At 49.1% G+C, this 24,446-nt stretch carries 24 protein-coding genes; 6 read left to right on the top strand and 18 right to left on the bottom strand.

Annotation, left to right across the window (positions count from 1 at the left end; genetic code table 11):
• Positions 1-9 precede the first annotated feature (9 nt).
• The 14 genes from FBQ74_RS01705 to FBQ74_RS01640 form a co-directional block, all read right to left on the bottom strand.
• On the bottom strand, positions 10-1,437 hold the full coding sequence (locus FBQ74_RS01705) for an aldehyde dehydrogenase family protein (protein ID WP_139755029.1): 1,428 nt from the start codon (positions 1,435-1,437) through the stop codon (positions 10-12).
• A 12-nt stretch (positions 1,438-1,449) separates the two neighbouring features.
• Positions 1,450-3,093: an acetolactate synthase large subunit gene (locus FBQ74_RS01700; protein WP_139755028.1), complete on the bottom strand. Its 1,644-nt coding sequence runs from the start codon at positions 3,091-3,093 to the stop codon at positions 1,450-1,452.
• Positions 3,094-3,222: 129 nt separating this feature from the next.
• Entirely contained in the window at positions 3,223-3,639 is a 417-nt protein-coding gene (locus FBQ74_RS01695; RefSeq protein WP_139755027.1) for a DUF4112 domain-containing protein, read from the bottom strand.
• Complete coding sequence (hemH, locus tag FBQ74_RS01690) at positions 3,636-4,715, bottom strand: ferrochelatase (RefSeq protein WP_139755026.1); 1,080 nt, start codon at positions 4,713-4,715, stop codon at positions 3,636-3,638. Before hemH ends, FBQ74_RS01695 begins: the two co-directional genes overlap by 4 nt.
• A gap of 115 nt (positions 4,716-4,830) precedes the next feature.
• On the bottom strand, positions 4,831-6,429 hold the full coding sequence (locus FBQ74_RS01685) for an AbgT family transporter (RefSeq protein WP_139755025.1): 1,599 nt from the start codon (positions 6,427-6,429) through the stop codon (positions 4,831-4,833).
• A gap of 356 nt (positions 6,430-6,785) precedes the next feature.
• Positions 6,786-7,676, bottom strand: coding sequence for a protease modulator HflC (gene hflC / locus FBQ74_RS01680; protein WP_139755024.1), 891 nt, complete (start codon positions 7,674-7,676; stop codon positions 6,786-6,788).
• 3 nt (positions 7,677-7,679) lie between these two features.
• A complete protein-coding gene (gene hflK / locus FBQ74_RS01675) occupies positions 7,680-8,831 on the bottom strand; it encodes an FtsH protease activity modulator HflK (RefSeq protein WP_139755023.1) in 1,152 nt (383 codons plus the stop codon).
• Positions 8,832-8,866: 35 nt separating this feature from the next.
• Positions 8,867-10,186: a ribosome rescue GTPase HflX gene (hflX, locus tag FBQ74_RS01670; RefSeq protein ID WP_139755022.1), complete on the bottom strand. Its 1,320-nt coding sequence runs from the start codon at positions 10,184-10,186 to the stop codon at positions 8,867-8,869.
• 17 nt (positions 10,187-10,203) lie between these two features.
• On the bottom strand, positions 10,204-10,458 hold the full coding sequence (hfq, locus tag FBQ74_RS01665) for an RNA chaperone Hfq (protein WP_139755021.1): 255 nt from the start codon (positions 10,456-10,458) through the stop codon (positions 10,204-10,206).
• Positions 10,459-10,537: 79 nt separating this feature from the next.
• The gene (miaA, locus tag FBQ74_RS01660) at positions 10,538-11,473 is read right to left on the bottom strand and encodes a tRNA (adenosine(37)-N6)-dimethylallyltransferase MiaA (RefSeq protein WP_139755020.1); all 936 of its coding nucleotides are present in this window, start codon (positions 11,471-11,473) and stop codon (positions 10,538-10,540) included.
• Entirely contained in the window at positions 11,466-13,229 is a 1,764-nt protein-coding gene (gene mutL, locus FBQ74_RS01655) for a DNA mismatch repair endonuclease MutL (RefSeq protein WP_139755019.1), read from the bottom strand. Before mutL ends, miaA begins: the two co-directional genes overlap by 8 nt.
• 27 nt (positions 13,230-13,256) lie before the next feature.
• Positions 13,257-14,588: an N-acetylmuramoyl-L-alanine amidase gene (locus tag FBQ74_RS01650; RefSeq protein ID WP_139755018.1), complete on the bottom strand. Its 1,332-nt coding sequence runs from the start codon at positions 14,586-14,588 to the stop codon at positions 13,257-13,259.
• Positions 14,589-14,645: 57 nt separating this feature from the next.
• Positions 14,646-15,134 carry a tRNA (adenosine(37)-N6)-threonylcarbamoyltransferase complex ATPase subunit type 1 TsaE gene (gene tsaE, locus FBQ74_RS01645; protein WP_139755017.1) on the bottom strand — a complete coding sequence of 163 codons (489 nt, stop codon included), beginning with the start codon at positions 15,132-15,134 and terminating at the stop codon, positions 14,646-14,648.
• A gap of 23 nt (positions 15,135-15,157) precedes the next feature.
• A complete protein-coding gene (locus FBQ74_RS01640) occupies positions 15,158-16,657 on the bottom strand; it encodes an NAD(P)H-hydrate dehydratase (protein WP_139755016.1) in 1,500 nt (499 codons plus the stop codon).
• Between the two features lie 6 nt (positions 16,658-16,663).
• Here FBQ74_RS01640 and queG point away from each other — a divergent pair, with 6 nt between their 5' ends.
• The gene (queG, locus tag FBQ74_RS01635) at positions 16,664-17,803 is read left to right on the top strand and encodes a tRNA epoxyqueuosine(34) reductase QueG (protein WP_139755015.1); all 1,140 of its coding nucleotides are present in this window, start codon (positions 16,664-16,666) and stop codon (positions 17,801-17,803) included.
• Between the two features lie 26 nt (positions 17,804-17,829).
• On the opposite strand, the gene FBQ74_RS01630 is transcribed toward queG, so the two are convergent.
• From FBQ74_RS01630 to nudC, 4 genes are all read right to left on the bottom strand, one after another.
• Positions 17,830-18,396: a DapH/DapD/GlmU-related protein gene (locus FBQ74_RS01630; protein WP_232371958.1), complete on the bottom strand. Its 567-nt coding sequence runs from the start codon at positions 18,394-18,396 to the stop codon at positions 17,830-17,832.
• Between the two features lie 206 nt (positions 18,397-18,602).
• The gene (locus tag FBQ74_RS01625) at positions 18,603-19,067 is read right to left on the bottom strand and encodes a hypothetical protein (RefSeq protein ID WP_139755014.1); all 465 of its coding nucleotides are present in this window, start codon (positions 19,065-19,067) and stop codon (positions 18,603-18,605) included.
• A gap of 7 nt (positions 19,068-19,074) precedes the next feature.
• Positions 19,075-20,169, bottom strand: a complete 1,095-nt coding sequence (gene hemE / locus FBQ74_RS01620; protein ID WP_139755013.1) for a uroporphyrinogen decarboxylase — start codon at positions 20,167-20,169, stop codon at positions 19,075-19,077.
• Between the two features lie 105 nt (positions 20,170-20,274).
• Positions 20,275-21,102 carry an NAD(+) diphosphatase gene (gene nudC, locus FBQ74_RS01615; RefSeq protein WP_139755012.1) on the bottom strand — a complete coding sequence of 276 codons (828 nt, stop codon included), beginning with the start codon at positions 21,100-21,102 and terminating at the stop codon, positions 20,275-20,277.
• 75 nt (positions 21,103-21,177) lie between these two features.
• Between nudC and rsd the strand changes: the two genes are divergently transcribed.
• The 5 genes from rsd to FBQ74_RS01590 all read left to right on the top strand — a co-directional run bounded on the left by rsd (position 21,178) and on the right by FBQ74_RS01590 (position 24,395).
• The gene (gene rsd, locus FBQ74_RS01610; RefSeq protein WP_139755011.1) at positions 21,178-21,768 is read left to right on the top strand and encodes a sigma D regulator; all 591 of its coding nucleotides are present in this window, start codon (positions 21,178-21,180) and stop codon (positions 21,766-21,768) included.
• A 32-nt stretch (positions 21,769-21,800) separates the two neighbouring features.
• On the top strand, positions 21,801-22,265 hold the full coding sequence (locus tag FBQ74_RS01605; protein WP_139755010.1) for a transcriptional repressor: 465 nt from the start codon (positions 21,801-21,803) through the stop codon (positions 22,263-22,265).
• A 1-nt stretch (position 22,266) separates the two neighbouring features.
• Positions 22,267-22,731: a chemotaxis protein CheX gene (locus FBQ74_RS01600; RefSeq protein WP_139755009.1), complete on the top strand. Its 465-nt coding sequence runs from the start codon at positions 22,267-22,269 to the stop codon at positions 22,729-22,731.
• On the top strand, positions 22,721-23,158 hold the full coding sequence (locus FBQ74_RS01595; protein ID WP_139755008.1) for a secondary thiamine-phosphate synthase enzyme YjbQ: 438 nt from the start codon (positions 22,721-22,723) through the stop codon (positions 23,156-23,158). Before FBQ74_RS01600 ends, FBQ74_RS01595 begins: the two co-directional genes overlap by 11 nt.
• A 100-nt stretch (positions 23,159-23,258) precedes the next feature.
• Complete coding sequence (locus FBQ74_RS01590) at positions 23,259-24,395, top strand: OmpA family protein (RefSeq protein WP_139755007.1); 1,137 nt, start codon at positions 23,259-23,261, stop codon at positions 24,393-24,395.
• The last annotated feature ends 51 nt before the right edge of the window (positions 24,396-24,446 follow it).

Raw genomic sequence — 24,446 nt, 5'->3', positions numbered from 1 at the left:
CCTCGCCTATCAGGGTCGACGAATAACCAGCAAACGGGTTTCCGTCATATCTTCGATGGCATAACGAATTCCCTCACGCCCCAAGCCGGAATCCTTCACGCCCCCGTAAGGCATATTGTCGACGCGCCAGCTGGGCACATCACCGATGATAACACCACCTACATCCAGCTCGTCCCAGGCTTGCTGGATCTTATAGATATCTCTGGTAAAGATACCTGCCTGTAATCCATAACGGCTGTTATTGACCTCTTTAAGCGCCTCTTCGTAATCGCTAAACTTGTACAGTACAGATACCGGGCCAAATGCCTCTTCCTGACTGACATCACAGTCTTTAGGCACATTTTCCATCACCGTTGCTTGAAGCATTGCGCCGTCTCTACCGCCACCGGCAAGAATAGTCGCGCCCTGCTCTTTGGCATGCGTAATCCAGTTGTGCAGGCGCTCTGCCTCCGACTCCGCTATCATCGGCCCGATAAACGTATCTTCATCCATCGGATCGCCGGATACCAGCCCCGCTACACGCTCTACATATTTTTGCTTAAAGGTATCGTACAGGCTGTCATGAATAAGCAAGCGCTGAACACTGATACAGCTTTGCCCTGACTGATAGTATGCCCCGATTATGATGCGATCGATGGCATCATCAATATCTGCGTCTTCATCCACCACACAAGCTGCGTTGCCGCCAAGCTCCAGTACAACGGGCTTTTTACCGGCTTTCGCTTTAAGCTCCCAGCCCACATCCGGTGAGCCGGTAAAGCTTAATAACTTCAGGCGTTCGTCGGTGGTGAACAAGTCAGCGCCATCACGACTACACGGCAGAATAGAAAACGCGCCTTTAGGTAAGTCTGTCTCTGCCAGAATTTCGCCAATAATCAGTGCGCCTATGGGCGTTCTTGAGGCAGGCTTTAGCACAAAGGTACAACCTGCAGCAATGGCTGGTGCGACTTTGTGAGCTGTAAGATTCAGCGGGAAGTTAAACGGTGAAATAAAGGAGCACGGGCCAATAGGCACTTTTTTAGTCATGCCCTGATAACCCCGGGCGCGTTCGGATATTTCCAGATTAATCACTTCACCATTAATACGGACGCTCTCTTCTGATGCTATCCGAAAGGTATCGATAAGGCGCGTAACCTCTCCCCGGGCGTCTTTGATCGGCTTACCGGCTTCTATGCATAGGGCTTTAGCAAGCTCATCTTCACGTTCTTCAAAGCGTTTAACGCAATGGTCCAGCACAGCCTTGCGCTCAAATGGCGTCATTTTTGTCATTGCAGGCTGCGCTTTCTCAGCCGCTGCAATCGCCTGATCAATAACGTCGGCACCCGCTTTTGCGACCTTCGTTGCCACTTTCTGGGTAAATTTATTGGTAACTTCTAAATCTTCATTTGCGTATACCGGCTCATTAGCCAGATAGTAGGGATAACTGTCTTTCAACATTATCGAAGCTCCTTAAAGCTTGTCGCTTAATTCTTTGATTGTACGATTCAGTGTTTCATCATTGAGGCTATAGTCGACCGGGCAGTCGATAAGATGGACACCGGGAGTTTCCAGGCAATGTTTGAGCGTAGAGGCCACCTCACCGGTTTGCTCTATGCGCCAGCCTTGTGCTCCATAAGACTGTGCATAACTGACCAGGTCCGGGTTACCATAATCCAGGCCAAAGTTGTCCAGCTGCATGTGCGACTGCTTCCACTTAATCATTCCGTAAGCGTCATCCCGCAGTACAATGACTACAAGGTCGAGATTCAGACGAACAGCAGTCTCCAGCTCCTGACTATTCATCATGAAGCCCCCATCACCGCATACGCTGACTACCGGCACATCGGGATGTACCAGCTTGGCGCCAATAGCAGAAGGTAACCCGGCTCCCATACTTGCAAGCGCATTGTCCAGCAAGAGTGTGTTGGGGGAATAGGCGGGATAGTTTCTGGCAAACCAGATCTTGTACACGCCGTTATCCAGCGTCACGATGCCATTCTCAGGCATGACTTTTCTTACATCTCTTACAAAACGCTCAGGTAAAACAGGGAAACGGTCATCATCTTCGGCCACTGTTCTGTGCTTAACATAGGCATCATGAACATCTTTGTAGAAGTCCAGCTTCCAGCTTTCCTGAGGTATCAAATCTTCTTTTATTTGCCAGATACTATTAGCAATATCACCGACGACTTCTAACTGCGGAAAGTACACGGGGTCGACCGCGGCAGAGTCAAAGTTGATATGAATGACCTTTTGCTCTTCATCGGGATGCATGAAAAATGGTGGCTTCTCTACCACATCATGACCGACATTTATAATAAGGTCGGCGCGATCAATTGCGCGGTGCACAAAGTCGCCATCTGATAGTGCGGTATTACCTGCAAACAAGGGGTCACTTTCATTCAGTACCCCTTTACCCATTTGCGTAGTGACAAAAGGGATACCTGTTTTATCAACAAACTGACGTAGCATTTTGGCGGTAAGTTTGCGGTTCGCGCCTGCGCCAATCAGCAGGAGCGGCGATGTGGCCTGCTCAATCATTTCAACCGCCCGGTTAATTGCTTTGTATTCAGCGATGGGGCGACGTGAAAGGCTCGGCTCGATTAACGGCGTTGAAGTATTTTCTGCCGCAATATCTTCGGGTAATTCGATGTGAACAGCGCCGGGACGTTCTTCGTGTGCAATTCTGAAAGCTTCGCGCACGACCGAAGGAATTCGCTCTCCACTGACCACCTGCGTGGTGTATTTAGTGATGGGACGAAGCATGTCCACCACATCAATAACCTGAAAGCGCCCTTGTTTTGAGGTTTTAATCGGCTTTTGCCCGGTGATCATAAGCATGGGCATGGCACCTAATTGTGCATATGCAGCGGGTGTAACAAGATTGGTTGCGCCGGGGCCCAGCGTGGACAGACATACACCGACTTTTCCGGTCAGGCGCCCGTAGGTTGCTGCCATAAATCCTGCACCCTGCTCATGGCGGGTCAGAACCAGTTTAATTGAAGATGTTCGTAGTGATTCAAGAAGATCGAGATTTTCTTCGCCGGGGATACCGAAGATGTATTCAACACCTTCTGCTTCCAGCGCTTTGACGAACAGGTCTGAGGCTTTCATCCGTTATCTTGCTCCTTTTCATTATGCGAGAGTTGCGCAAAGAGCTGCGTGATAATGGCTACGGCTGCTTAGATAAAAGCGATTAGTTGTACAGCGAGATTAGCAGGCATGCCACCTGCCGGTCGTCACTTACGTGCGCTGGCTTTGCTCCCACTCGTCCAGCTGCGCACTAGTATTGCTGCGAATGTCCTGCTCGTTTTGTGATAACCACCACTTTTCCATGGCTTTAACGTTACGCTTGTTTGCCTTGAAAAAGAAATCTGCAACGTCTCCCACCAGTGGCACGGCGCCAAGCAGAAAATCCAGTACGATATTGCGCAGCATTTTACTTATTAGCGCTTTGGACATGCCCATTTTATGGCCCAGGTGGACGATTCTGGCGGCAATGGCAACCGTTATGACGTCACCAATACCCGGAATAAGACCAATTATTCCATCCAGCCCGATGCGGTAACCAATACCCGGGATCCTGAACGCCGAATCCATGGTGTTTGCAAGGCGCTGGGCCTTTTGCAGGTTGTGCGGTATCTGCGGGGATGATGTCATTGAGTTGCTCCAAGCTGTTTTGCCCGCTCCGCCCGCTGAGAGTTTTCATGTGTCGCTGACCAACCGTGCAAATTCTGCTTTATTAATGAAAAGAGCATATCAATATGGTTCTCGTCACTGTTCAACGCTTCGATATATTCGTAGCGTTTACCGCCGGCATGCATGAAGTACTCCCTGTTTTCCTCGCCGATTTCCTCGATGGTTTCAAGACAATCTGCTGAAAAACCCGGGCAAATTACCTGAACGGAAGTTACACCGTTTTTAGGCAAGGCTTTCATTGTTTCATCCGTATACGGCTGTAACCACTCTTCCCGACCAAAACGCGACTGAAATGTTGTCATATAGTCGTCATCGTTCAGTGACAGAGCTTCGGCTAAAAGACGGGAGGTTTTGTAGCACTGACAGTGATAGGGGTCGCCGTTAAGCAGATAACGTTTAGGTATACCGTGATATGACATGAGCAACTTATCTGCGCGTCCGTGCTTTTCCCAGTGGTCACGAACTTTGTCTGCCAGCGCACGAATATACGCCGGGTGGTCATGATACTGAGTGACAAAACGAAGTTCTGGTATCCAGCGGCGAGAGGTAAAGTCACTTGCAATAGCATCGAAAGTAGATGCCGTGGTAGAGGCACAATATTGTGGATATAACGGCAAAACGACGACTTTTCTCACCCCTTTTGCCATTAGTCTGTCGATAGCAGCATCAATAGAAGGGTTACCGTAGCGCATTGCAAAATCGACAACTACATCTTCTCCGTATTCAGCTTCGCATCGCGAAGCCAGAGCACTGTGCTGCGCTTTTGTTATTGCCAGTAGTGGCGACCCCTCATCTGTCCACACGCTGGCGTACGCCTTGGCAGAGCGGCTCGGACGAATGTTCAAAATGACGCCATTAAGAATAAACCACCAGATAAACCGGGGAACTTCAACCACTCGCGGGTCAGACAAGAATTGCTTAAGATAAGGACGCAGTGCTGAGGAAGTAGGACTATCCGGCGTTCCCAGATTGGTGATCAATACGCCCAGTCTGTCCGGCTGACTGTGAGAAAAATTTTCCGTTCCCTTATACTTCATAACATTTAACCTGTTGACGAATATGAGTTTTGTCGTAGCAAGATTATACCGCCAGACGACATGTTTTGATCGTTAAACATTTACAAAAAAAGGCAGCCGAGGGCTGCCTTTTAAGTTAACCGTAGTATGTTGCGGCTCCTGGGCCTACCGGCATCCCAAGCAAGAATACCCAGATGAAGAAAAGAAGACCCCAGCCGACAATAAACACCATGGTATATGGCAGCATCATGGCGATAAGCGTGCCCATCCCCAGGTCTTTACGGTATCGGGCGGCCATGGCCAGAATCAGTCCAAAGTAACTCATCATTGGTGAAATAACGTTAGTCACTGAGTCGCCGATACGATAAGCAGCCTGAATCACTTCCGGTGCATAACCCAATAACATCAGCATTGGCACAAATATAGGCGCTGTCACGGCCCACTGGGCAGATGCGCTGCCTAAAGACAAGTTGACCATACCGCACATTAGGATGAACAGGATAAAGACCGAGGGTCCATCCAGACCGACAGACTGCAACAGTGCTGCACCTTTAACTGCCAGTACTGTACCCAGATTCGTCCATTTAAAGAACGCCACAAATTGCGCTGCAAAAAATACCAGTGTGATGTAAAGGCCCATAGAGCCCATGCTTTTCGACATCGCATCAATAATATCTTTATCATTTTTCATGGTGCCGGCAATACGCCCGTAAACAAAGCCGGGAATCGCGAAGGTGATAAAAATAAATGCAACGATACCTTTGAGAAACGGGCTGTTTTGCACTTCACCCGTTTCCGGGTTGCGTAGAATGCCCCACTCAGGAACAACGGTAAGTGCCAGTATTGCGCAGGTAACGAGAAACGATACGCCCGCCCACGCCAGTGCTTTCTTCTCTTGCCTTGTCGGCGGGTCCATCTGTTGCTTTTCAAGACCTGCAGGGGCGTGAGATTCATCAAATTTTCCCAGTCTGGGCTCTACTATTTTGTCCGTAACAATCGCGCCCATAATGGCCACCACAAAGGTACTGATAAACATGAAGTACCAGTTCACTTCCGGCCCTACCACATATTCCGGGTCAATCATCTGAGCGGCCGCTTCGGTTATTCCGGACAAAAGCGGGTCAACTGTTCCCAGTAAAAGGTTAGCACTGTAACCTGCCGATACACCGGCAAATGCTGCTGCCAGTCCGGCCAGCGGGTGTCGACCCAAAGAGTGGAATATCATGGCGGCAAGCGGAATAAGTACGACATAGCCGAGCTCAGAGGCGGTGTTAGAAACAATACCCGCGAACACGATGGCAAAGGTAACGACCTTTTTAGGGGCATTCATAACCAGACCGCGCATGGCAGCCGACAACATACCTGAGTGTTCTGCTACTGAGACACCCAGCAAAGCCACCAATACTGTGCCCAACGGTGCAAAACCGGTGAAGTTAGTCACCAGGTTGGTGACAATACGCTGAAGCCCTTCTGCGCTCATCAGCGACACGACACTGATAACCCCATCTGCACTACGACCGCTGGCTCCTTCGGGGCGGGGATCGGCAACTGCTATATCGAAATACCCTAATATACCGCTGATAAAAACAATACCTACCGCAAGGATTGCAAACAGGGTTACCGGATGCGGCAGAAGATTCCCCAGCCACTCGACCGTACTCAGAAATCGGGCGAACAGCCCGCCCTGCGCCTGCTCTTCGTAAGCAGAACGTGTTTGAGATTGATTAGAAGACAAACTGATACCTCTGGCTTTAATTCGCTGTGACTCCACACTACAGGCTCAGCACACAACGGTTTGACATCTTTTTTTGAGAGGCGATTGTAGCGTAAAGCAGGGCCTGACGCACATTTTGTGAAAAAAACGTTACCTGCGACCAGTTTTCAAATATTTAGCGTTGCGTAAAAGCAGAATTTATGGCTAACCGTTGAGGCAGGAGCTGCTCACTGGCTTGTTAAACAAACACGCTGGCGTCCATTATGTAAGCAGTTTGGAAATTCCTAACAGTTAACGTAGGGCAAAGTCAGTCCGACTAGCGGCAAGGTGACATAAAAAAACCAGCCGCCAGGCTGGTTTTTTCAATGTATTAACGCTTAGTTATCTCTACGCCCTTCGCTACTATTCATATAGCGGAAGAATTCGCTGTCAGGCTCAACAACAAGAATATCCTGTTTTGAGTCGAAGCTGTTTCTGTAGGCATCCATACTACGCAGGAAGCTATAGAAGTCAGCATTCTTTGAATACGCAGAGGCATATATCTGCGCCGCGAGTGCATCACCTTCACCGCGAACCTGACGTGCATTACGCTCAGCATCGGCCAGCATTACCGTTACTTTGGCATCAATATCTGCGCGAATGACCTCAGCCTGCTCCTGACCTTCAGAACGGTGCTCTCTGGCTACGGCCGCACGCTCAGCACGCATACGCTGGAAGATTGAATTACTGACTTCCGTTGGCAGGTTTATCTGCTTAACGCGTACATCGACAATCTCAATACCCAGTTCATCTGACGATGTAGATGCCTGCTGCATCGCCTGGTCCATCAATGCCGAGCGCTCGCCGGATACAATTTGCTTAATGGTTCGGGTACCAAATTCTGAGCGTAACCCGTTGTTAACCTTCTGCTTTAACAGCGCTTCTGCCTGTAATTTATTACCGCCGGTAGACAGGTAATAGCGGGCAAAATCTTCAATACGCCATTTCACATAGGAATCAACAATCAAATCCTTTTTCTCTTCTGTAACGAAACGATCAGCGCCGTCATCCAGTGTCTGAATACGCGCGTCCAGCTTCTTAACAGAATCAATAAACGGAATTTTAGGGTGCAAGCCAGGCTCAAATACCCGCGTGTCACCAGTCTGGTCGTCACGCTGGACCTTACCAAACTGAATGACAATAGCTCGTTCACCTTCACGCACCACAAACAGCGAACCGGAGGCTAATGCGACTAACAGAATAAGTACAACTATCACGATATTCTTCATGACTTATTCACCTCCATTGTTAAAGCGGCTGTTGCGTAGCCCTGAACTTGGACTGGTATTATTTGAACCGCGACCATTGTTTTGAAGATCGGGAACCTGCAGGTTTGGCACCATGTTTCTCAAGTTCTGAGAACTGTTACCACTACTATTCATGATTTTATCCAGTGGCAAATACATCATAGAATTACCATTCTGGCTATCCACCAGAATCTTACTGGTATTGCCATAAACCGCTTCCATTGTTTCAAGGTAAATCCTGTCGCGAGTAACCTGAGGAGCCTGTTCATACTGAGGCAGAAGCTCTTCAAAGCGGGCTACTTCACCCTGCGCTTCCAATATGATTTGCTCTTTATACGCCTGGGCTTCTTCGTTCATCCGATTAGCGCGACCACGAGCACGCGGCTCAATTTCTCTGGCATAAGCTTCGGCTTCACGAATAAAGCGCTGCTCATCTTCCTGTGCAGCAATTGCATCATCAAAAGCATCTTTAACTTCTTCTGGCGGACGTGCATCACGGAAGTTCATATCAATGATAGAAACGCCCATATTGTATGGTTCGATTATCGACTGAAGTTCTTCCCATACGCGCTGGCGAGTAACTTCACGACCATCGGTCAAGACGTCATCCATTTCCGAGTGACCCACTACGTAGCGAATAGCGCTATCAAGTGCCTGACTCAGACTGGTTTCCGGGTTTTCGACGGCAAACGTCCAACGAAACGGGTCAACCACGCGATATTGCATTTCCATTTGCACGCGAACCACGTTTTCGTCTTCAGTCAGCATTGACCCTGACGATGCCTGATCACGAATAGACTGCACATCTACGGGAATAACAGAATCTACAAATGTTGGTTTCCAGCGCAAGCCAGGTTCCACTTCGGTATAGAATTCACCAAAGCGCAGCACAACACCCCGCTCGGCCTCACGAATTGTATAAAAACCACTGACAAACCAGATTACAACAAGCAGGCCAACCAGCAAGCTTATGCCAAGTTTGCCCATACTTTTGCCCGAGCCGCCGTTACCGCCGCCCTTACTGAATTTACCAAACAGGTTTTTGAACACATCGTCCAAATCCGGTGGTCCCTGATCTTTACCCCCACGGTTTTTCCAGGGGTCATTTTTATTGCCACCCGGCTCATTCCAAGCCATGCTAGTACTCCATAAAGTGGTTTAAATTAAGTCTTTTAATTATCGTTATCGTGCTGAGCAACGGTGTCTTCGTATTCCACAAATTCAGACAGCCCCTTATCAAGCCGCTTTTCCAACTTGTTCCAGTCAGTTGCAGGCATTCTGACTTCCACCATCCAGTCACCGTTGGTGTCGTAGGATTCCTCAGCAATACAATTCAAATCAAACAATACACCGCGAAGATGACTATGTTCCGGCGGAATACGCAATGTGTAATCTACCATATTGCGCGCCAAACATTCAGTCAGTGCTTCACTTAATAGCTCAAGACCCACTGCCTCGCGTGCTGAAAGCCAGACCCGAATGGGCATGCCTTCATCGTCTCTGTCTATACGCGGTTTTACTTCCTCAAGATTATCAATCTTATTACAGATAAGTAACTGTTGTTTGTCACCAGCCTCGATTTCATCCAGGACCTCATTAACTTCATCCATGGTTTCCCGGTAGCGCGCATCGGAAACATCCACAACATGCAGCAATAAGTCTGCTTCCTGTGTCTCCTGAAGAGTCGCCTTAAATGCCGCGACCAAATCATGGGGAAGATGCCTGATAAATCCAACTGTGTCCGCCAGAATAGCAGGGCCAACATCCTGTAATTCGATTTTTCTGAGTGTAGGGTCTAGTGTAGCAAACAACTGATCCGCCGCATAAACATGTGCATCAGTTATTTGGTTAAATAGTGTTGATTTGCCGGCGTTGGTGTAGCCCACCAGCGAAACAGTAGGAATTTCTGCGCGTTTACGGGAGCGGCGCCCTTGTTCACGTTGCCTTTGTACTTTTTCCAGCCGACGAATAATCGATTTTATCCGGCCACGGAGCAAACGACGATCCGTTTCCAGCTGCGTTTCACCGGGCCCACGCAAACCTATCCCGCCTTTCTGACGCTCAAGGTGGGTCCAGCCGCGTATCAGACGCGTTGAAATATGTCGAAGCTGGGCGAGTTCTACCTGCAGTTTACCCTCGTGCGTACGAGCGCGCTGGGCAAAGATATCTAAGATGAGGCCGGTGCGGTCAAGCACCCGGCATCTGCAGATAGATTCTAGATTTCGCTCCTGAGAAGGCGATAGCGCATGATTGAAGATAACCACGTTGGCATCATGCGCTTTAACGGCAGCGGCGATTTCTTCTGCCTTTCCGGATCCAACGAAATACTTGGCATGAGGGGCACTACGGGATGTGGTTAATACATCCGCGGCATTAACCCCAGCAGAGGACACCAGCAACTCTAGTTCAGCCAGCTCCTCTTTGGAATTTTCGTCGGCAAAGTTAACATGAACAAGGACAGCCTGCTCACCGGCTTCATAACGGTCAAACAAGCGATGTACCTTTTTGTTTAGTCAGTTTTAATATTTTCTGCGTCCCCTTGGGTTGAACTGGGCATTGTAATGGCTCGAGCAGGCACGACAGTAGAAATAGCGTGCTTATAAACCATCTGGCTTACCGTGTTTTTCAGAAGAATTACAAACTGGTCGAAAGACTCGACCTGACCTTGTAACTTAATTCCGTTAACCAGGTAAATTGACACAGGGATACGTTCCTTGCGTAATGCGTTCAAGAATGGGTCTTGTAAAGATTGCCCTTTAGCCATCTGAAATCCTTAGTTTTTATTATTTAGGTGACGAGCATTTGCGACGTCATCATACCTAATGTATATCACACTCATGCACCTAAGGTGCGACTTTTGCTAAAATCTTAGCCGTATTATCGTTAGCAAATGTGTCTAACCAGTTCAGCTCTTCCCAGCCTCTGAGCCAGGTAAGCTGACGCTTTGCTAACTGTCGGGTAGCGATAATGCCTTTTTCCCGCATTTGTGGATAAGTAAGCGCCCCTTCAAGATAATGCCAAACCTGACGGTATCCTACTGAACGTATAGAGGGTAAATCTTCATGAAGATCACCTCTGGCGCTCAAATTCTCCACTTCAGCAATCAGGCCAGCTTCCAGCATCAAATCAAATCGTTGTGCTATTCGCTCATGCAGTACAGCTCTATCTGATGGCGCGATGGCAAACTGCGTAATACTGTAAGGACAGGGCTTCACTTTCTGGTTTTGCCAGTGGGTGAGCGTCTGCCCCGAACTTCGGAAAACTTCCAAAGCTCTGGTCAGTCTTTGAGGATCATTAGGATGGATTCTCTGAGCGCTAGTAGGGTCCACTTCTTTGAGCTGGTCATGCATTGCACCCCAACCGTGAACCTCTGCCTCCTGAGATATTGCCTCCCTGATCACCTCGTCGGACTTAGGTAAGGGCGAAATTCCGTTTATCAAGGCATTGAAGTACATCATTGTACCGCCTGTCAAAACCGGGATCTTGCCCCGACTGTGAATTTCACCAATTAACCGAACTGCATCTTTATAAAATGCTGCGACAGAATAACTTTGCGCAGGGTCCAGTATATCGATTAACCAGTGTGACGCAATAGCCTGCTCCTCTGCGGTTGGCTTTGCCGTCCCAATATCCATGTCGCGATACACCAGTGCAGAATCAACGCTGACTATTTCACAGTCAATTTTGTCTGCCAGCGTTAGCGCCAGTCCTGTTTTCCCCGATGCCGTCGGGCCCATGATTGCAATGACAGGTAATGCATCAGCTGTGCCATCACTCATTTAATATGCCCCACTTTTCAACCAGTTGCGCAACCCCTGTCGCTTTGCCCATTGACGACGACATTTCACTTTGTTGCGACAATGGCAGGTTATCAAACCACTGCCAGATGTGCGTTATCACCTCATCAGGCCATTCAATATCAAGTGCTGATAACTGACTTGCCAGTGTTTGATTATCGTCCGCAGCAAGGCTTACCAAATGCGGGAAAACCGACACCCAGGGCAAATGGCGACTGCCAGCGGGCACCTGTTGCAATCGCAGTTTGCCAGCCGCGTTGTTAATAACAAATCCGATCTCATTGAGGTATGCTATCGTCGATTCGCAGATATTATCAGGGTCTACCGCCACGGGCATCAACAGCGGTTGAGAAGTACGACTATGGTCTAATACATGCTGCCACCACAAAGGTAACAGCTCAGTGGCCTTTAACAGTGCAACAGTGTTTTTTTCGTGAACGAGTCGATGATGTAAATTCAGCTGTAGCGCCCCACCAGAGTGCGTTTCAGGACTCTGTGTGTCGCTCTTTGGCGTCATCAGCTGGTTAAAATTGGTGTGGTAATCTGCGCTGTAAGCAGGTGCTTGTCTCTCTCGGTGACTTACCGAAGAACCACCCGAGCCTCGATTACCCGAAGAATTCGAGGCATATTGAGGTGCAGCGGGCTGGCGTTCGGCCACATCGGCATGTTTTGATGTGAGCGGACGAATATAGTCGTGCGTTATTGATGTATCCATCGTTGTGCTGACAGCAGAACTTACGCCGCATTCTTCACAAAGTGCATCAAACACAGCCTTACAGATGAAATCATGAACCAGACGGCTTTGCTGAAACCGTACTTCGTGCTTTGCCGGGTGCACATTAACATCGACATCTTTTGGATTGACCGTCAGGTAAAAAACAAAAGCCGGTTGCTCAACCGCACCATAGCTCATCTCATAAGCCTGTCGAATCGCGTGAAGAATCAGTTTATCGCGCATGCCCCTGTCGTTGACAAAACTAAACTGACAGTCGTTACTGCTTCTGAGCATATTGTGGTTGCCTAACCAGGCCTGAATTTTCATGCCCTGATGTTCAAGCACCAACGCTGTCGCATTATCAACAAACTTTTGGCCCACCACCTGAGCCAGTCGTTGCGCCTGATTTTCCGGCTTCACCGCAGCAAAACGTCGCATTACTTTATTATTATGCTTTAATGTAAATCCGACCTGGGGGTGGCTTAGTGCAATACGTTTAACCACGTCCTCAATATGCTGATACTCGGTTTTCTCTGTACGCAGAAATTTGCGTCTGGCTGGCGTGTTATAAAACAGGTCTGCAACATCTATCGTCGTACCGTCGGGATGCGCAGCAGGCACGATAGACACATCCATTTCGCGCCCTTCGCAACTGGCCTGCCAGGCCTCGGACTGCTCCGGTGTTTTCGAGGTCAGCGACAAACGGCTGACTGAACTGATACTGGCCAGCGCTTCACCACGAAAGCCAAGTGATAAGATTTGCTCAAGATCATCAAGCGTAGCGATTTTGCTGGTTGCATGACGACTTAACGCGAGCTTCAGCTCATCTTTTGCAATGCCGCCGCCGTTATCTCTGAGTCTGATCCGTTTATGACCGCCGCGCTCAATTTCAAGCTCGATGCGGGTTGCCCCGGCATCCAGGCTGTTTTCTATCAGCTCCTTAACAACAGAAGCGGGGCGCTCAACCACTTCACCAGCGGCAATTTGGTTGGCCAGACGTGGCGGTAACAGTTGAATGGGCAAAATCGATATTCCGGGCTATGTAAATAGTTAGGTGCTGGGAATGGTAAGTACCTGGCCAATTCTGACCACGTCATTATTGAGGTCATTGGCTTCTTTGATGCTGCTGACTTTGACATTGTAACGCTGTGCCAGCAACGATAAGGACTCACCACTGCGTACTTTATGAGTACGGTTGCGTTCTCTGTAAGAAGCCCACAGGGTACCATCGGGCGGCACCTGTTTGAAATAACGTTTGGTCGCATTGAACATAGATCGGGCAAGTCGCTCCCGATACTCTTCCCACAACAGATTTTTTTCTTCCTGCGGATTCGAAATAAAGCCGACCTCAACCAGAATTGAGGGAATATCCGGCGCAGTGAGCACTGCGAAGCTGGCCGCCTGGGGCGCGCGTTTGTGTAAGCGGGTAACCTTTTTCATTTCGCCAATGACTTTTTCGCTAAGATCGTAACTTGCTGACATTGAATGATCCATCGATAAACCGATGATGGTTTCCGCCAGGTAGCGCTCGCTGGCGTTGTCAGAAATAACCTCTGCAGCCCCGCCCAGCAGCTCAGAATGCCGCTCAGTTTTCTCAAGCCAGCGACCCAGCTCAGAGTCAGCCCGACGCATGGACAGTACCCACACCGAGCCACCGCGCGGTTCCGGCTGACTAAACGCATCAGCGTGAATGGATATAAGTAAATCTGCTTTTTTCTGTCGGGCAATTTCCGGGCGTTTTGTCGGATAAATATAGTAATCACCGTCCCTGACTAACACGGAACGCATGCCCTGCTCAGCATCAACCAGCGCGGCCAGCTTTTTCGCTATACTCAACGTAATATGTTTTTCGTAGGTGCCTGAAGGGCCAATAGAACCCGGGTCATTACCACCGTGACCGGCATCGATTGCAACGATAATATCCCGGTCCCGGGTGTTGTTAGCGCTATCAATCAATACGCCTGTTGCCTGTGAGGAGGAAGATACAGACTGGCCTGGTAAGTCAACTACCAGACGATGTCCATAATCGCCAGATGGTGCAATGGCAAAAATCTCTGGATCTGTTTTTCGGTTAAGGTCGACAACAATTCGCGCAGACTGAGGATTTTTGGGCGTTGAATAACGCAATCGCCGCACCAGTGAACCGGTATCGCCGGTTGCTGCCAAATCAGCGGTATCACTGGTATTAGCCAGATCGATTACCAGCCGGTTGGGGTTGGATAAGGAAAAATAGGTAAATTGCGGTGTCTGTGATAAATCAAAAACCACCCGGGTTTTATCAGGGCCCGGCGCTACTCGCAGCGCATTAATTTTATTTTGCGCAGCCTGGAGTGGCGCGGCCAGAAGCCCCGTAAATATGATAAGAATAAATAAGCGCAACATACCTTGCCTTTATGATACTGATTTAATTATTGTAGGCGCAGTGTCAACATTCCTGATTCAGGCTTCGCAGGCAAAGGCAACCGTGAGTATCCCGGCTCCCACTTCGCCTTCAGCTGTAAGCGTAAAGCAGCGAATGTTTTCTTCAAGTTTAATAGTAATCGTTATATCTGCAGTTGCCAACAGCGCGCCCCCGCGCTCTGGCCATTCCACCAGACACACCGTATTAGTTCCAAAATAGTCCCTGATCCCCATAAACTCCAGTTCTTCAGGGTCTGCCAGCCGGTAAAGATCGAAATGATATACATTGACTTCATCCAGTTCATAAGGTTCCACCAGCGTATAAGTCGGACTCTTAACAGCACCTGAATGCCCCAGAGTCTGGATGAAGTAGCGGCTGAATGTGGTTTTTCCAGCCCCCAGGTCACCTTCAAGATGGATAACGACTCCCTGCGGCGACGCTTTTTTTACGGCGTCAGCCAGGTTTTGTGCGATCGCCTGAGTACGCTGCTCATCAGCAACATCAAACTTAAAGGTTGGAAATGTCATGTCGTATACTACCTGTTACAAGACTACTGATTCATAAGGGCTCTGACTGCACTAAACAGATCGCTGGCCAGCATGCCGCGCTGACCGTCACGGGCAGCCAGATCATCCCCGGCTCTGGCATGCAGGGTTACACCATAGCGGCTGGCCAACTCTGTATCGAGCCCCTGTGCCAGCAACGCCCCTAATATGCCACTTAACACGTCACCGCTACCTGCTGTCGCCATGGCCGGATTTCCGTGCCGGCAAACTGCTACCGAGCTTTCATTATCAATGATGGTGCCAGCCCCTTTTAGCACGCATGTCGCATGATAGCGCTCAGCGCACTGCTTGGCATAGTTAAACCGCTCGGTTTCTACGTCATCAACCGATACACCTAATAATCGCGCGGCTTCACCGGCGTGTGGTGTCAGTATACATGATGAAATAGTAAATGCGGTTGCCTGCCTGCTCAACAGGTTCAGGGCGTCAGCATCTATCACCATCGGTTTTTGCTCACTCTGGCAATGTTTCATGGCGACTTCGAACGCGTGCTGAGCCCAGTCATCCTGCCCCAGGCCTGGTCCGATAACCACGCACGTCGCCCATTGCAATGCATCTTCAAGGGCTTCGCTGGTTACCATTAATTCCGGGCGGCCAGCGCTGACCTGAATAATCGACTTATCATGTACATAAGCCCTTACCATTCCAGCGCCGGCGCGTAAGGCGGCCTCACTGGCTAGCCTGATAGCGCCCGCTGTACCCTTGTTTCCTCCGATACACAGCAACCGGCCATAAGTGCCCTTATGACTGTGAATATCGCGTGGGCCCATGCCCTTGAACTGCTCGATATCAAGCCAGCTTGCGAAAGGTTTAGCAATGGCAGAAAACGCTTTTGATATACCCAAATCTTCAAATACCAGCTGCCCACATGACTGCTTGCCCGCGCCGGTGGTCAGGCCTGGCTTAATCCCCACCAGCGTGACAGTAACGTCAGCCTGTATACATCGCCCCATAGACTGACCGCTGTTTGCATCCAGGCCAGAGGGCACATCAATACTGACAACCGGCACATCCGCCTCATTGACTTTATCAATGATATGGGCGAACTCATTTCGAATGTAGGTATTGATGCCGGTACCCAGCAGTGCATCAATAACTAAACCGGCGCTACTTAGTTTTTCTTCGTCAAATGCTTCAATGCTGCCGCCGGTGTCCAGCCAGTTTTGCTGCGCTCTGCCTGCATCACCTTCGAGCTTTCGCTCGGGCTCCACCGCACAGACAATTACCCGCTTTCCTGCCTGACGTGCATTACATGCCGCAACATAGCCATCACCGGCGTTATTACCCTGTCCGACCAACACCAGATAGACTTCAGTGTTTGGTAACAGATGCTGGCATTGTCTGAATACTGCTTCTCCGGCTCTTTCCATCAGCGTGAACATTTCACAGCCGCTTTTGCTGGCAGCGTCCTGCTCATTGCCGCGGACTTCATCGGCACGATAAAGTTTATATGATAAACTTGAGGTCAGTTGAGTATCTAGCATTTGGGCATGTCCGGAATTCATTCAATAGATTTAGGTCGGTTAGCAGACGATATCAAGGCTTGGGGCCGCGCGCTAGGCTTTCAGCAAGTTGGCATCAGCGATATCGATCTGTCTAAACATGAAGCTCACCTGCAACAATGGTTAGATAACGGCTACCATGGCGAGATGGATTACATGGCTGCGCACGGTATGAAGCGCGCTCGCCCGGCCGAGCTACTTCCCGGAACCCTTCGCGTTATCAGTGTGCGGATGGATTATCTCCCTCCCGATGCCTCTTTTGCCACCCACCTTAGAAACGACCAGGTCGGGTATATCAGCCGATATGCTCTGGGACGCGATTACCACAAGGTACTACGCAAAAAACTCAAACAGCTGGGTCAGAAAATTACTGAAACATTTTCTGATACTCAGTTCCGCCCCTTTGTCGACTCGGCGCCCGTTCTGGAACATGCTATAGCAGAAAAAGCGGGGCTCGGCTGGACAGGTAAGCATAGTCTGACGTTAAATCGTGATGCCGGCTCCTGGTTCTTTTTGGGAGAATTGTTCGTTAATCTGCCTTTACCTACAGATTCACCTGTCGAAGAAGGCTGTGGAACCTGTAACGCATGTATCACCATGTGTCCCACCGGCGCTATTGTCGCTCCCTATCAGGTTGACGCGCGTAAATGTATCTCTTATCTGACCATTGAACATGACGGCCTCATCCCGGAATCTTTACGCCCGCTGATGGGTAACCGGATATATGGTTGTGACGATTGCCAGTTAGTATGCCCCTATAACCGGTTCGCAGATATTACCGAACAGGAAGACTTTCACCCGAGGAAGGTTTTGCACGGTCAGTCATTGGTTACTTTATTTAACTGGGATGAGGATACCTTTCTTAAGAACACTGAAGGCTCGCCGATCCGCCGTATCGGCCATGCAAAGTGGCAAAGAAACATTGCCGTCGCGATGGGGAACGCCAAATATGATGCAGATATTGTGAAGGCGCTGGAAGCTGCGCGTCCGGTAGCCGATGCATTGGTAAAGCCACATATCGAATGGGCCCTATCACGCCAGAAAGAAAGCGCTTCTCACCAGAACGACAATCGCCAGCTAGCCCGACTGACTCGCGTGGTCGAAAAAGGGTTACCCCGGGACGCCTGACCTTATGGTGTTCATCCACCTAACTGTTAGTCGAGCTGCTTAATAAAATTTGCCGGTACTCCACCCACCACCGTATTTGCAGCAACATCTCTGGTGACGACGGCTCCTGCGGCTACTATTGCCCCATCTCCAACACTCACACCTGCCAGAATAGTCGCATTAGCCCCTATCCAGACATTTTCTCCGATAGTGATTCTTCCCGGTATCATATTTCCCCGTTGCGAGGGATCCGGGTCGTGATTTAACGATGCAAAAACCACATTGTGTCCGATAAAAGCGCCCGAGCCGATATGGATGCCTCCCTGGTCCTGAAATTTACATCCTGCATTGATAAAAATGTTTTCACCAAATGTCAGGTTTTTTCCACAGTCGCTGTGTAATGGCGGAAAAACCCTCACTGTAGAACTGACCGCTCTGCCGGTTAACTCACTGAGTAATTCTGTCAGGGTTTCGGGTGTCTGATATTGATTATTTATCTTTGCAGTAATTTGTAAAGCCTGTTGACTCAGGCCATGCATGAACTGATGTACAGGTGAGCCTGCGGTAATTTTATCACCGCTATTCAGTGCGTTCAGAAATGTAGTGAGGTCCACAGTAATTTACCTTATCAGATGTGCCAACAGGATAACCGTATCAATAGCGGCGTTTTTAAAACAACAAAATACGACCATCGACAGTCTGTACGCTGTCAGTTACGCGCTCGCCCGGGCCAGACCCATGTCGTGACAAGGTCTGGAGAAGCGACAGTACAGCCTGCACTTAATGACATTATACCGGATTACCGATACCAGCTTGGGAGTCAGCCGCGATGATTGGGGTCGAACTGAGCGACAAAATACGTGGGGTCGCTGTCGTTGTCACCGTGAGTCGGCAGCGATTGATAGGTCCACCATGGCGCAAGTTGCATCTGGTCCAGCATGACACGTAGCGTCTCAGGTTTACCCTGGTACTGACCAGTTAGCTTACAACCTTTCTGACCACAGGTAACAGCATGTAGCAGAAGGTACTCTTTGCTGGGGTGAAGGGTGAATGTGTTGTGTTGCTTTGCAGATTCCGACTCGCTGCCATCAACTTTCAGGACAGTCGCAGGCACCTTATCAACATTGGCGGACGGAACAGCGTTCACTTGCTCACGCTGCTCCATCTCCCCAAGCAGCAGGCGGGTGCTTTTCTCGCTGACGGAAAGCTTATTCTGATAATAGCCAAACTGGTATGCCGCTATACCAATAAAAGCCAACAGCAGTGTATAACCCCATTTCTGCATAAAAGGGTTACTGCCCGCTATGATACGGTTTACTTAACCGGTGAACCGCTTCGACAAACACGCCTGCGTTTTCTGGCGGGACATCCAGGTGGATACCATGGCCAAGATTAAACACATGGCCACTCCCTGTTCCGTACTTTTCGAGAATGTCAGCCACTTCATCTTCTATTCTCTCAGGGCTGGCGTATAGCATTGACGGGTCCATATTCCCCTGCAGCGCAACCTTATCGCCAATTCGGGCACGCGCTTCATCAATGTTAATTGTCCAGTCCAGGCCCACTGCATCGCAACCCGTCGCTGCGATAGACTCCAGCCACATACCACCATTTTTGGTAAACAGTGTTACCGGGACCTTGCGACCATCGTTATGCCTGGTCAAACCGTCAACAATCTTCGCCATATACTGCAAAGAAAATAAGTTGTAGTCACGGGGAGACAACACACCGCCCCACGTATCGAATACCATTACCGATTGGGCACCCGCAGCTATCTGAGCATTAAGATACGCAATAACCGCATCGGCCAGCTTATCCAATAGCAAGTGCAGTGCTTGAGGGTCTGCAAATGCCATTTTCTTAATTTTTGTAAATGCCTTACTTGAGCCACCTTCAATCATGTAGGTAGCCAGTGTCCAGGGACTACCTGAAAAACCAATAAGGGGCACTTCCCCTTTTAGTTCCCTGCGGATAGTGCGCACGGCATTCATCACGTACTGAAGCTCACCTTCTGGATCAGGTATACCCAACTTTTCAATGTCACGCTGATTTGTCAGTGGACGCTGAAACTTAGGCCCTTCACCAGCTTCAAAATACAGTCCAAGCCCCATAGCATCAGGAATTGTCAGAATATCTGAAAACAGAATGGCAGCGTCCAGTTCGAAACGTCGCAGCGGTTGCAGGGTGACTTCACACGCCAGTTCGGCATTGCGGCAAAGCGACATAAAATCACCGGCCTGCGCGCGCGTTGCTTTGTACTCAGGCAGATAGCGCCCTGCCTGACGCATCATCCATACAGGAGTCATATCCACCGGCTGTTTCGATAACGCTCTAAGATAGCGGTCATTAGCAAGATGGCTGGGTGATGTGTCAGTCGAATCGGACATAGCTTCCTCAAAAAGCAAAAGAATTTTAAAAACGCGCAAGTATACCAAGTTTCTGCAGCAAAGGGCGCGTTTTCGTAACGTAATCGGTAAAGGTTTATAACAATTTTACGACCGGTGCCGCGCTACCACAGCATTGATCAGTCGGCCGGCGACAGACATTGTCGGCGGGATTTTTGGCAGATCCTGAATGTTGAACCAATGCGCGTCAACAATTTCGCGTTCATCAATGTTAATTTCTCCACCCGCATACTCTGCAATATATCCAACCATGAGAGAATGCGGGAATGGCCAGGCCTGACTTTCAAAATACTCTTCATTTTTGATACGAATCCCGACCTCTTCAAAAACTTCGCGGTGCAACGCCTGCTCAAGCGTTTCGCCACTTTCAACAAAGCCGGCAAGCGTGGAGTACATCTGCGGATCTTTATGCCTGACACCACGGGCAAGCAAAATCTCATCGTCGCGATAAATTGCAACAATAATACAGGGGGAAACGCGTGGATAAGCACGATGCCTGCACTGACGGCACTGCACGGCCATCTCCCAGCTAATCGTTTCAGTGTGACCACCGCACTGACCACAATAGCGATGCGTTCGCAAAAAGTGAACATACTGCCATGCCCGTGAATATTCTTTGTAATGAAATGCTGTTGCGCCGGTCAGAATTTGTCGCAGCGATACCCATTGCCACCCCTGGATATCCACGTGCTCAGCGCCGATGTCCAGCACGGGTAACGCTGGTGGCGGCGTGTCTGTTTGCTCTAGGGGCGGCAAAGACTGTACCTGGGCAGCGTAATGATGTAAGGAAGTAAGTTGCGACCAGGCTCCTTGTGGTAAGGCCCCGTTATCATCAACCAGCACCTTATCGCGCCAAAAAACCATCCACTCTCCGCGGTAGCTAAGCAAATCCTGCTCGCTTAAGTCATTCATCATAGCGTGTACCCCGTTGCCTTACCCACTTTTGCTGATGATAAAGCGATCTGTTGTATCGAACAAGAAAGCGCGAAAATGATTGAAATCGCCAGCAAATTTGTACTGATTAGTGGCAGTGTTATACTCATGGAACATTCAAGCGGTTTCCTAATCATACAACTTGTGCGAGGCACTATGCTTAGTCAACAGGAAGAACTGCAACAAAAATGGGGTGGGCGCTCGTCGGCTATCGATCAATGGCTGGAAGCACGCAAAACCTTTCTTATTCGCTACTGCGCGTTAGCAAAGCCGGACAAAAATGCCACTACAGAACAGCGTGAATCTGATATTGTAGAATTCTGTAATCTGTTGATGGATTATTTATCAGCAGGTCATTTTGAGATATACGATATGCTGATAAGTGAAGACGCATCCGGGCAGCGATTAAGACAACAATCTTACCCACAGTTGGCTCGCACTACAGATTACGCGCTGCGTTTTCAGGACAGATATGCTGTTCAGGCTTCACCACAGTATACTGTTGGCTTTACCGCCGATCTGGCCGAGCTGGGCGAAACGCTTGAAACCCGGTTTGCGCTGGAAGATAAGTTGATTCACCACATGCTAGAGCACTATGGTGGCAAACAAATACAGCATGTACATCAGCAACAGGCTGACGTTCGTTAGCGCACAATGCAAAAGAGCAGCAATTTTTATTTATGAACAACTCAACATTGTTAAACAAAGCCCGGGCCTTTTGTGAACAACGTGGCGCCCGTTTTACCCCCTTACGCGAAAAAGTTTATGAAATTCTGTTAGGTAAACACGGGCCTATGGGCGCTTACGAGCTTCTGGACGCTTTAAAAGAGACAGAGTCCAGCGCCAAGCCGGCAACCGTTTACAGAGCACTGGATTTTCTTCTGGAATTTGGCTTCATCCACCGCCTTGAGTCTACCAATGCGTTTGTTGCCTGCCATCACTTTGGCTGCAACCATCCGGTTCAGTTTCTTATCTGCGACAGCTGCGGAGATGTCGCTGAAATACAGTCTCAGGGCCTTCAGTCCACATTAGATAAGCAGGCTCAGGAACACGGATTTTCGGTGACCACGCAAACTATCGAAGCGCATGGACTTTGTGCTGATTGTCAGAAAGCCGAGCAATCTGCGGTACAAGAGGCTCAATAATATGAATGCAGAGTTCGTAAACCCGTTTATCACCGGATTGCTCAATGTTTTGGAAACCATGGCACAAACGACGTTAAAGCCGGGAAAACCTAAGCGAAAACAATCTGAAATTGCCAAAGGCGATGTATCCGGCCTAATCGGAATGGTCGGCCCACAGGTAAAAGGTTCACTCTCCATCACATTCGATGAAGAACTTGCGTTAACGATCATGGAACGCATGGTTGGCGAGCGACCCGATACAATAGACGGAGAAGTGGGCGATATGGTGGGTGAAGTCGTAAATATGATTTGTGGCAACGCAAAGCGAGACCTGTCTGAGCGTGGCTTTGAATTTGGCATGGCGACGCCTATTGTCGTCTCCGGAAAGCAACATACCATCAGCCACCAGGTGGACGGGCCTAAACTCATTATGCCTTTTCATAGCGAAGAAGGTATGGCACATCTGGAAATCTGTTTTGACAAATAATTACTGGCACAGTGAAACCATTACACTTCAACCACTTGAGCGTGGTTTTCATCTAATCACTGACGAAATCACAGCAGCTCTACCGCAGATCAAAGACTTAGAAGTAGGCTTGCTGCACCTCTGGCTCCAACATACTAGTGCAGGGCTAACCATCAATGAAAACGCTGATCCCTCGGTGAGAACTGATCTGGAAGCCTGGTTTAATCATACTGTTAAAGAAGACACGCCTTATTTTACGCACACGTTTGAAGGCAGTGACGATATGCCTGCGCATATCAAATCGAGCTTGCTGGGGTGTGAAGTAACCATCCCCATTGCAAAAGGCAAGCTTCAGCTTGGTACCTGGCAGGGTATTATCCTTGCTGAGCATCGCAACCACGGGGGCAGTCGCCGTATTGTTGCAACCCTGCAAGGCAAGGTGCGGTAATATCCGCCTTTTCGGGCTACCCAGCCCACCCTGCTTCTACTGGCACATTACGTGCATAGCTGTTGGAATCAGTAAAACTCAACTTGTACAGGACGTGACTATGAAAAAAACATTTAGTTTAGCCGCTGTAGCGCTAGCAGTAATGTCAGCTCCATCAATTGCTCAGGAATCAGCAAAGCCGTTTGATAGCTGGATTGGTCTGCATGGTATGTATTACAACGCTGAATCAGAAAAACCAGCAGACGATTTTATGGATGATGGTTTCGGGTTTGGCGGCGAATACGGCTGGCGTTTCAATGATGATTGGGCTATCCGTGCTGAACTGACAGCACTGGATGTTGATTACATGCAAATTCTGGGAACCGATTCAAGCGTCTCAGGTATTTCATACGGTGTAGATGCGGTTTACTTTGCTCCCAATGACTGGTGGTATCTGTTTGGTGGTTATAAGCGCCAGGACTTCGCTCAGGAACATGACCTGGTGGATATCGGTATTGGTAAACACTGGGATATCACCGACGATGTAAAACTGACCACTGAAATTGCTGCTTACTATGACTGGGATGACGAATATACCGATTACAGTGCTAAAGTGGGCGTAATGTTTCCTATTGGTGGTTCTCCGGCGAGTTCAGAGCCTACACCAGCACCCGCTACTCCGGTAAATAATGATGCTGATAATGATGGCGTTATGAATAACATGGATGATTGCCCTAATACACCCGCAGGTGTACAGGTCGATGAGCGTGGTTGTGAAATTGTTGGCGACAGCGACAATGACGGAGTAAATGACAACGACGATATGTGCCCTGATACACCTATGAGCGATAAGGTCGACGCAGATGGTTGTACGGTCTTTGAAGAAGAAGAAGTTACCCACACACTGCGTGTTCTTTTCGCTTCAGAAAGTGCGGAAATCACTGATCCTCGCTCAGAAGACATTCAGGATTTTGTTGATTTCTTCAAACGCTATGGCAAAACAGATGCATTAATTGAAGGTCATGCTTCTGCGCCAGGTCCTGAAGATTACAACATGGATTTATCTGAACGCCGTGCTGAAGCGTTTAAAGAAATGCTGATTAATGAATACGGCATTGATGCGTCTCGTCTGGAAACAGAAGCGTTCGGTGAAACGCAGCTGCTGGATGAATCTAACACAGCAGAAGCACACCGCATGAATCGCCGCATCCACATTCGTGTGACAGCGACGGTTGAAAAAGCGGAAGAACGTGAGTAATTTGTTCTCAACACTATGAAAATAGGCGCCTTTATGGCGCCTATTTTTTTG

Source organism: Salinimonas iocasae (assembly GCF_006228385.1).
Classification (GTDB): domain Bacteria; phylum Pseudomonadota; class Gammaproteobacteria; order Enterobacterales; family Alteromonadaceae; genus Alteromonas; species Alteromonas iocasae.
The sequence above is the reverse complement of the archived record's forward strand: the minus strand, read 5'-3'. Positions and strand labels throughout refer to the sequence as shown.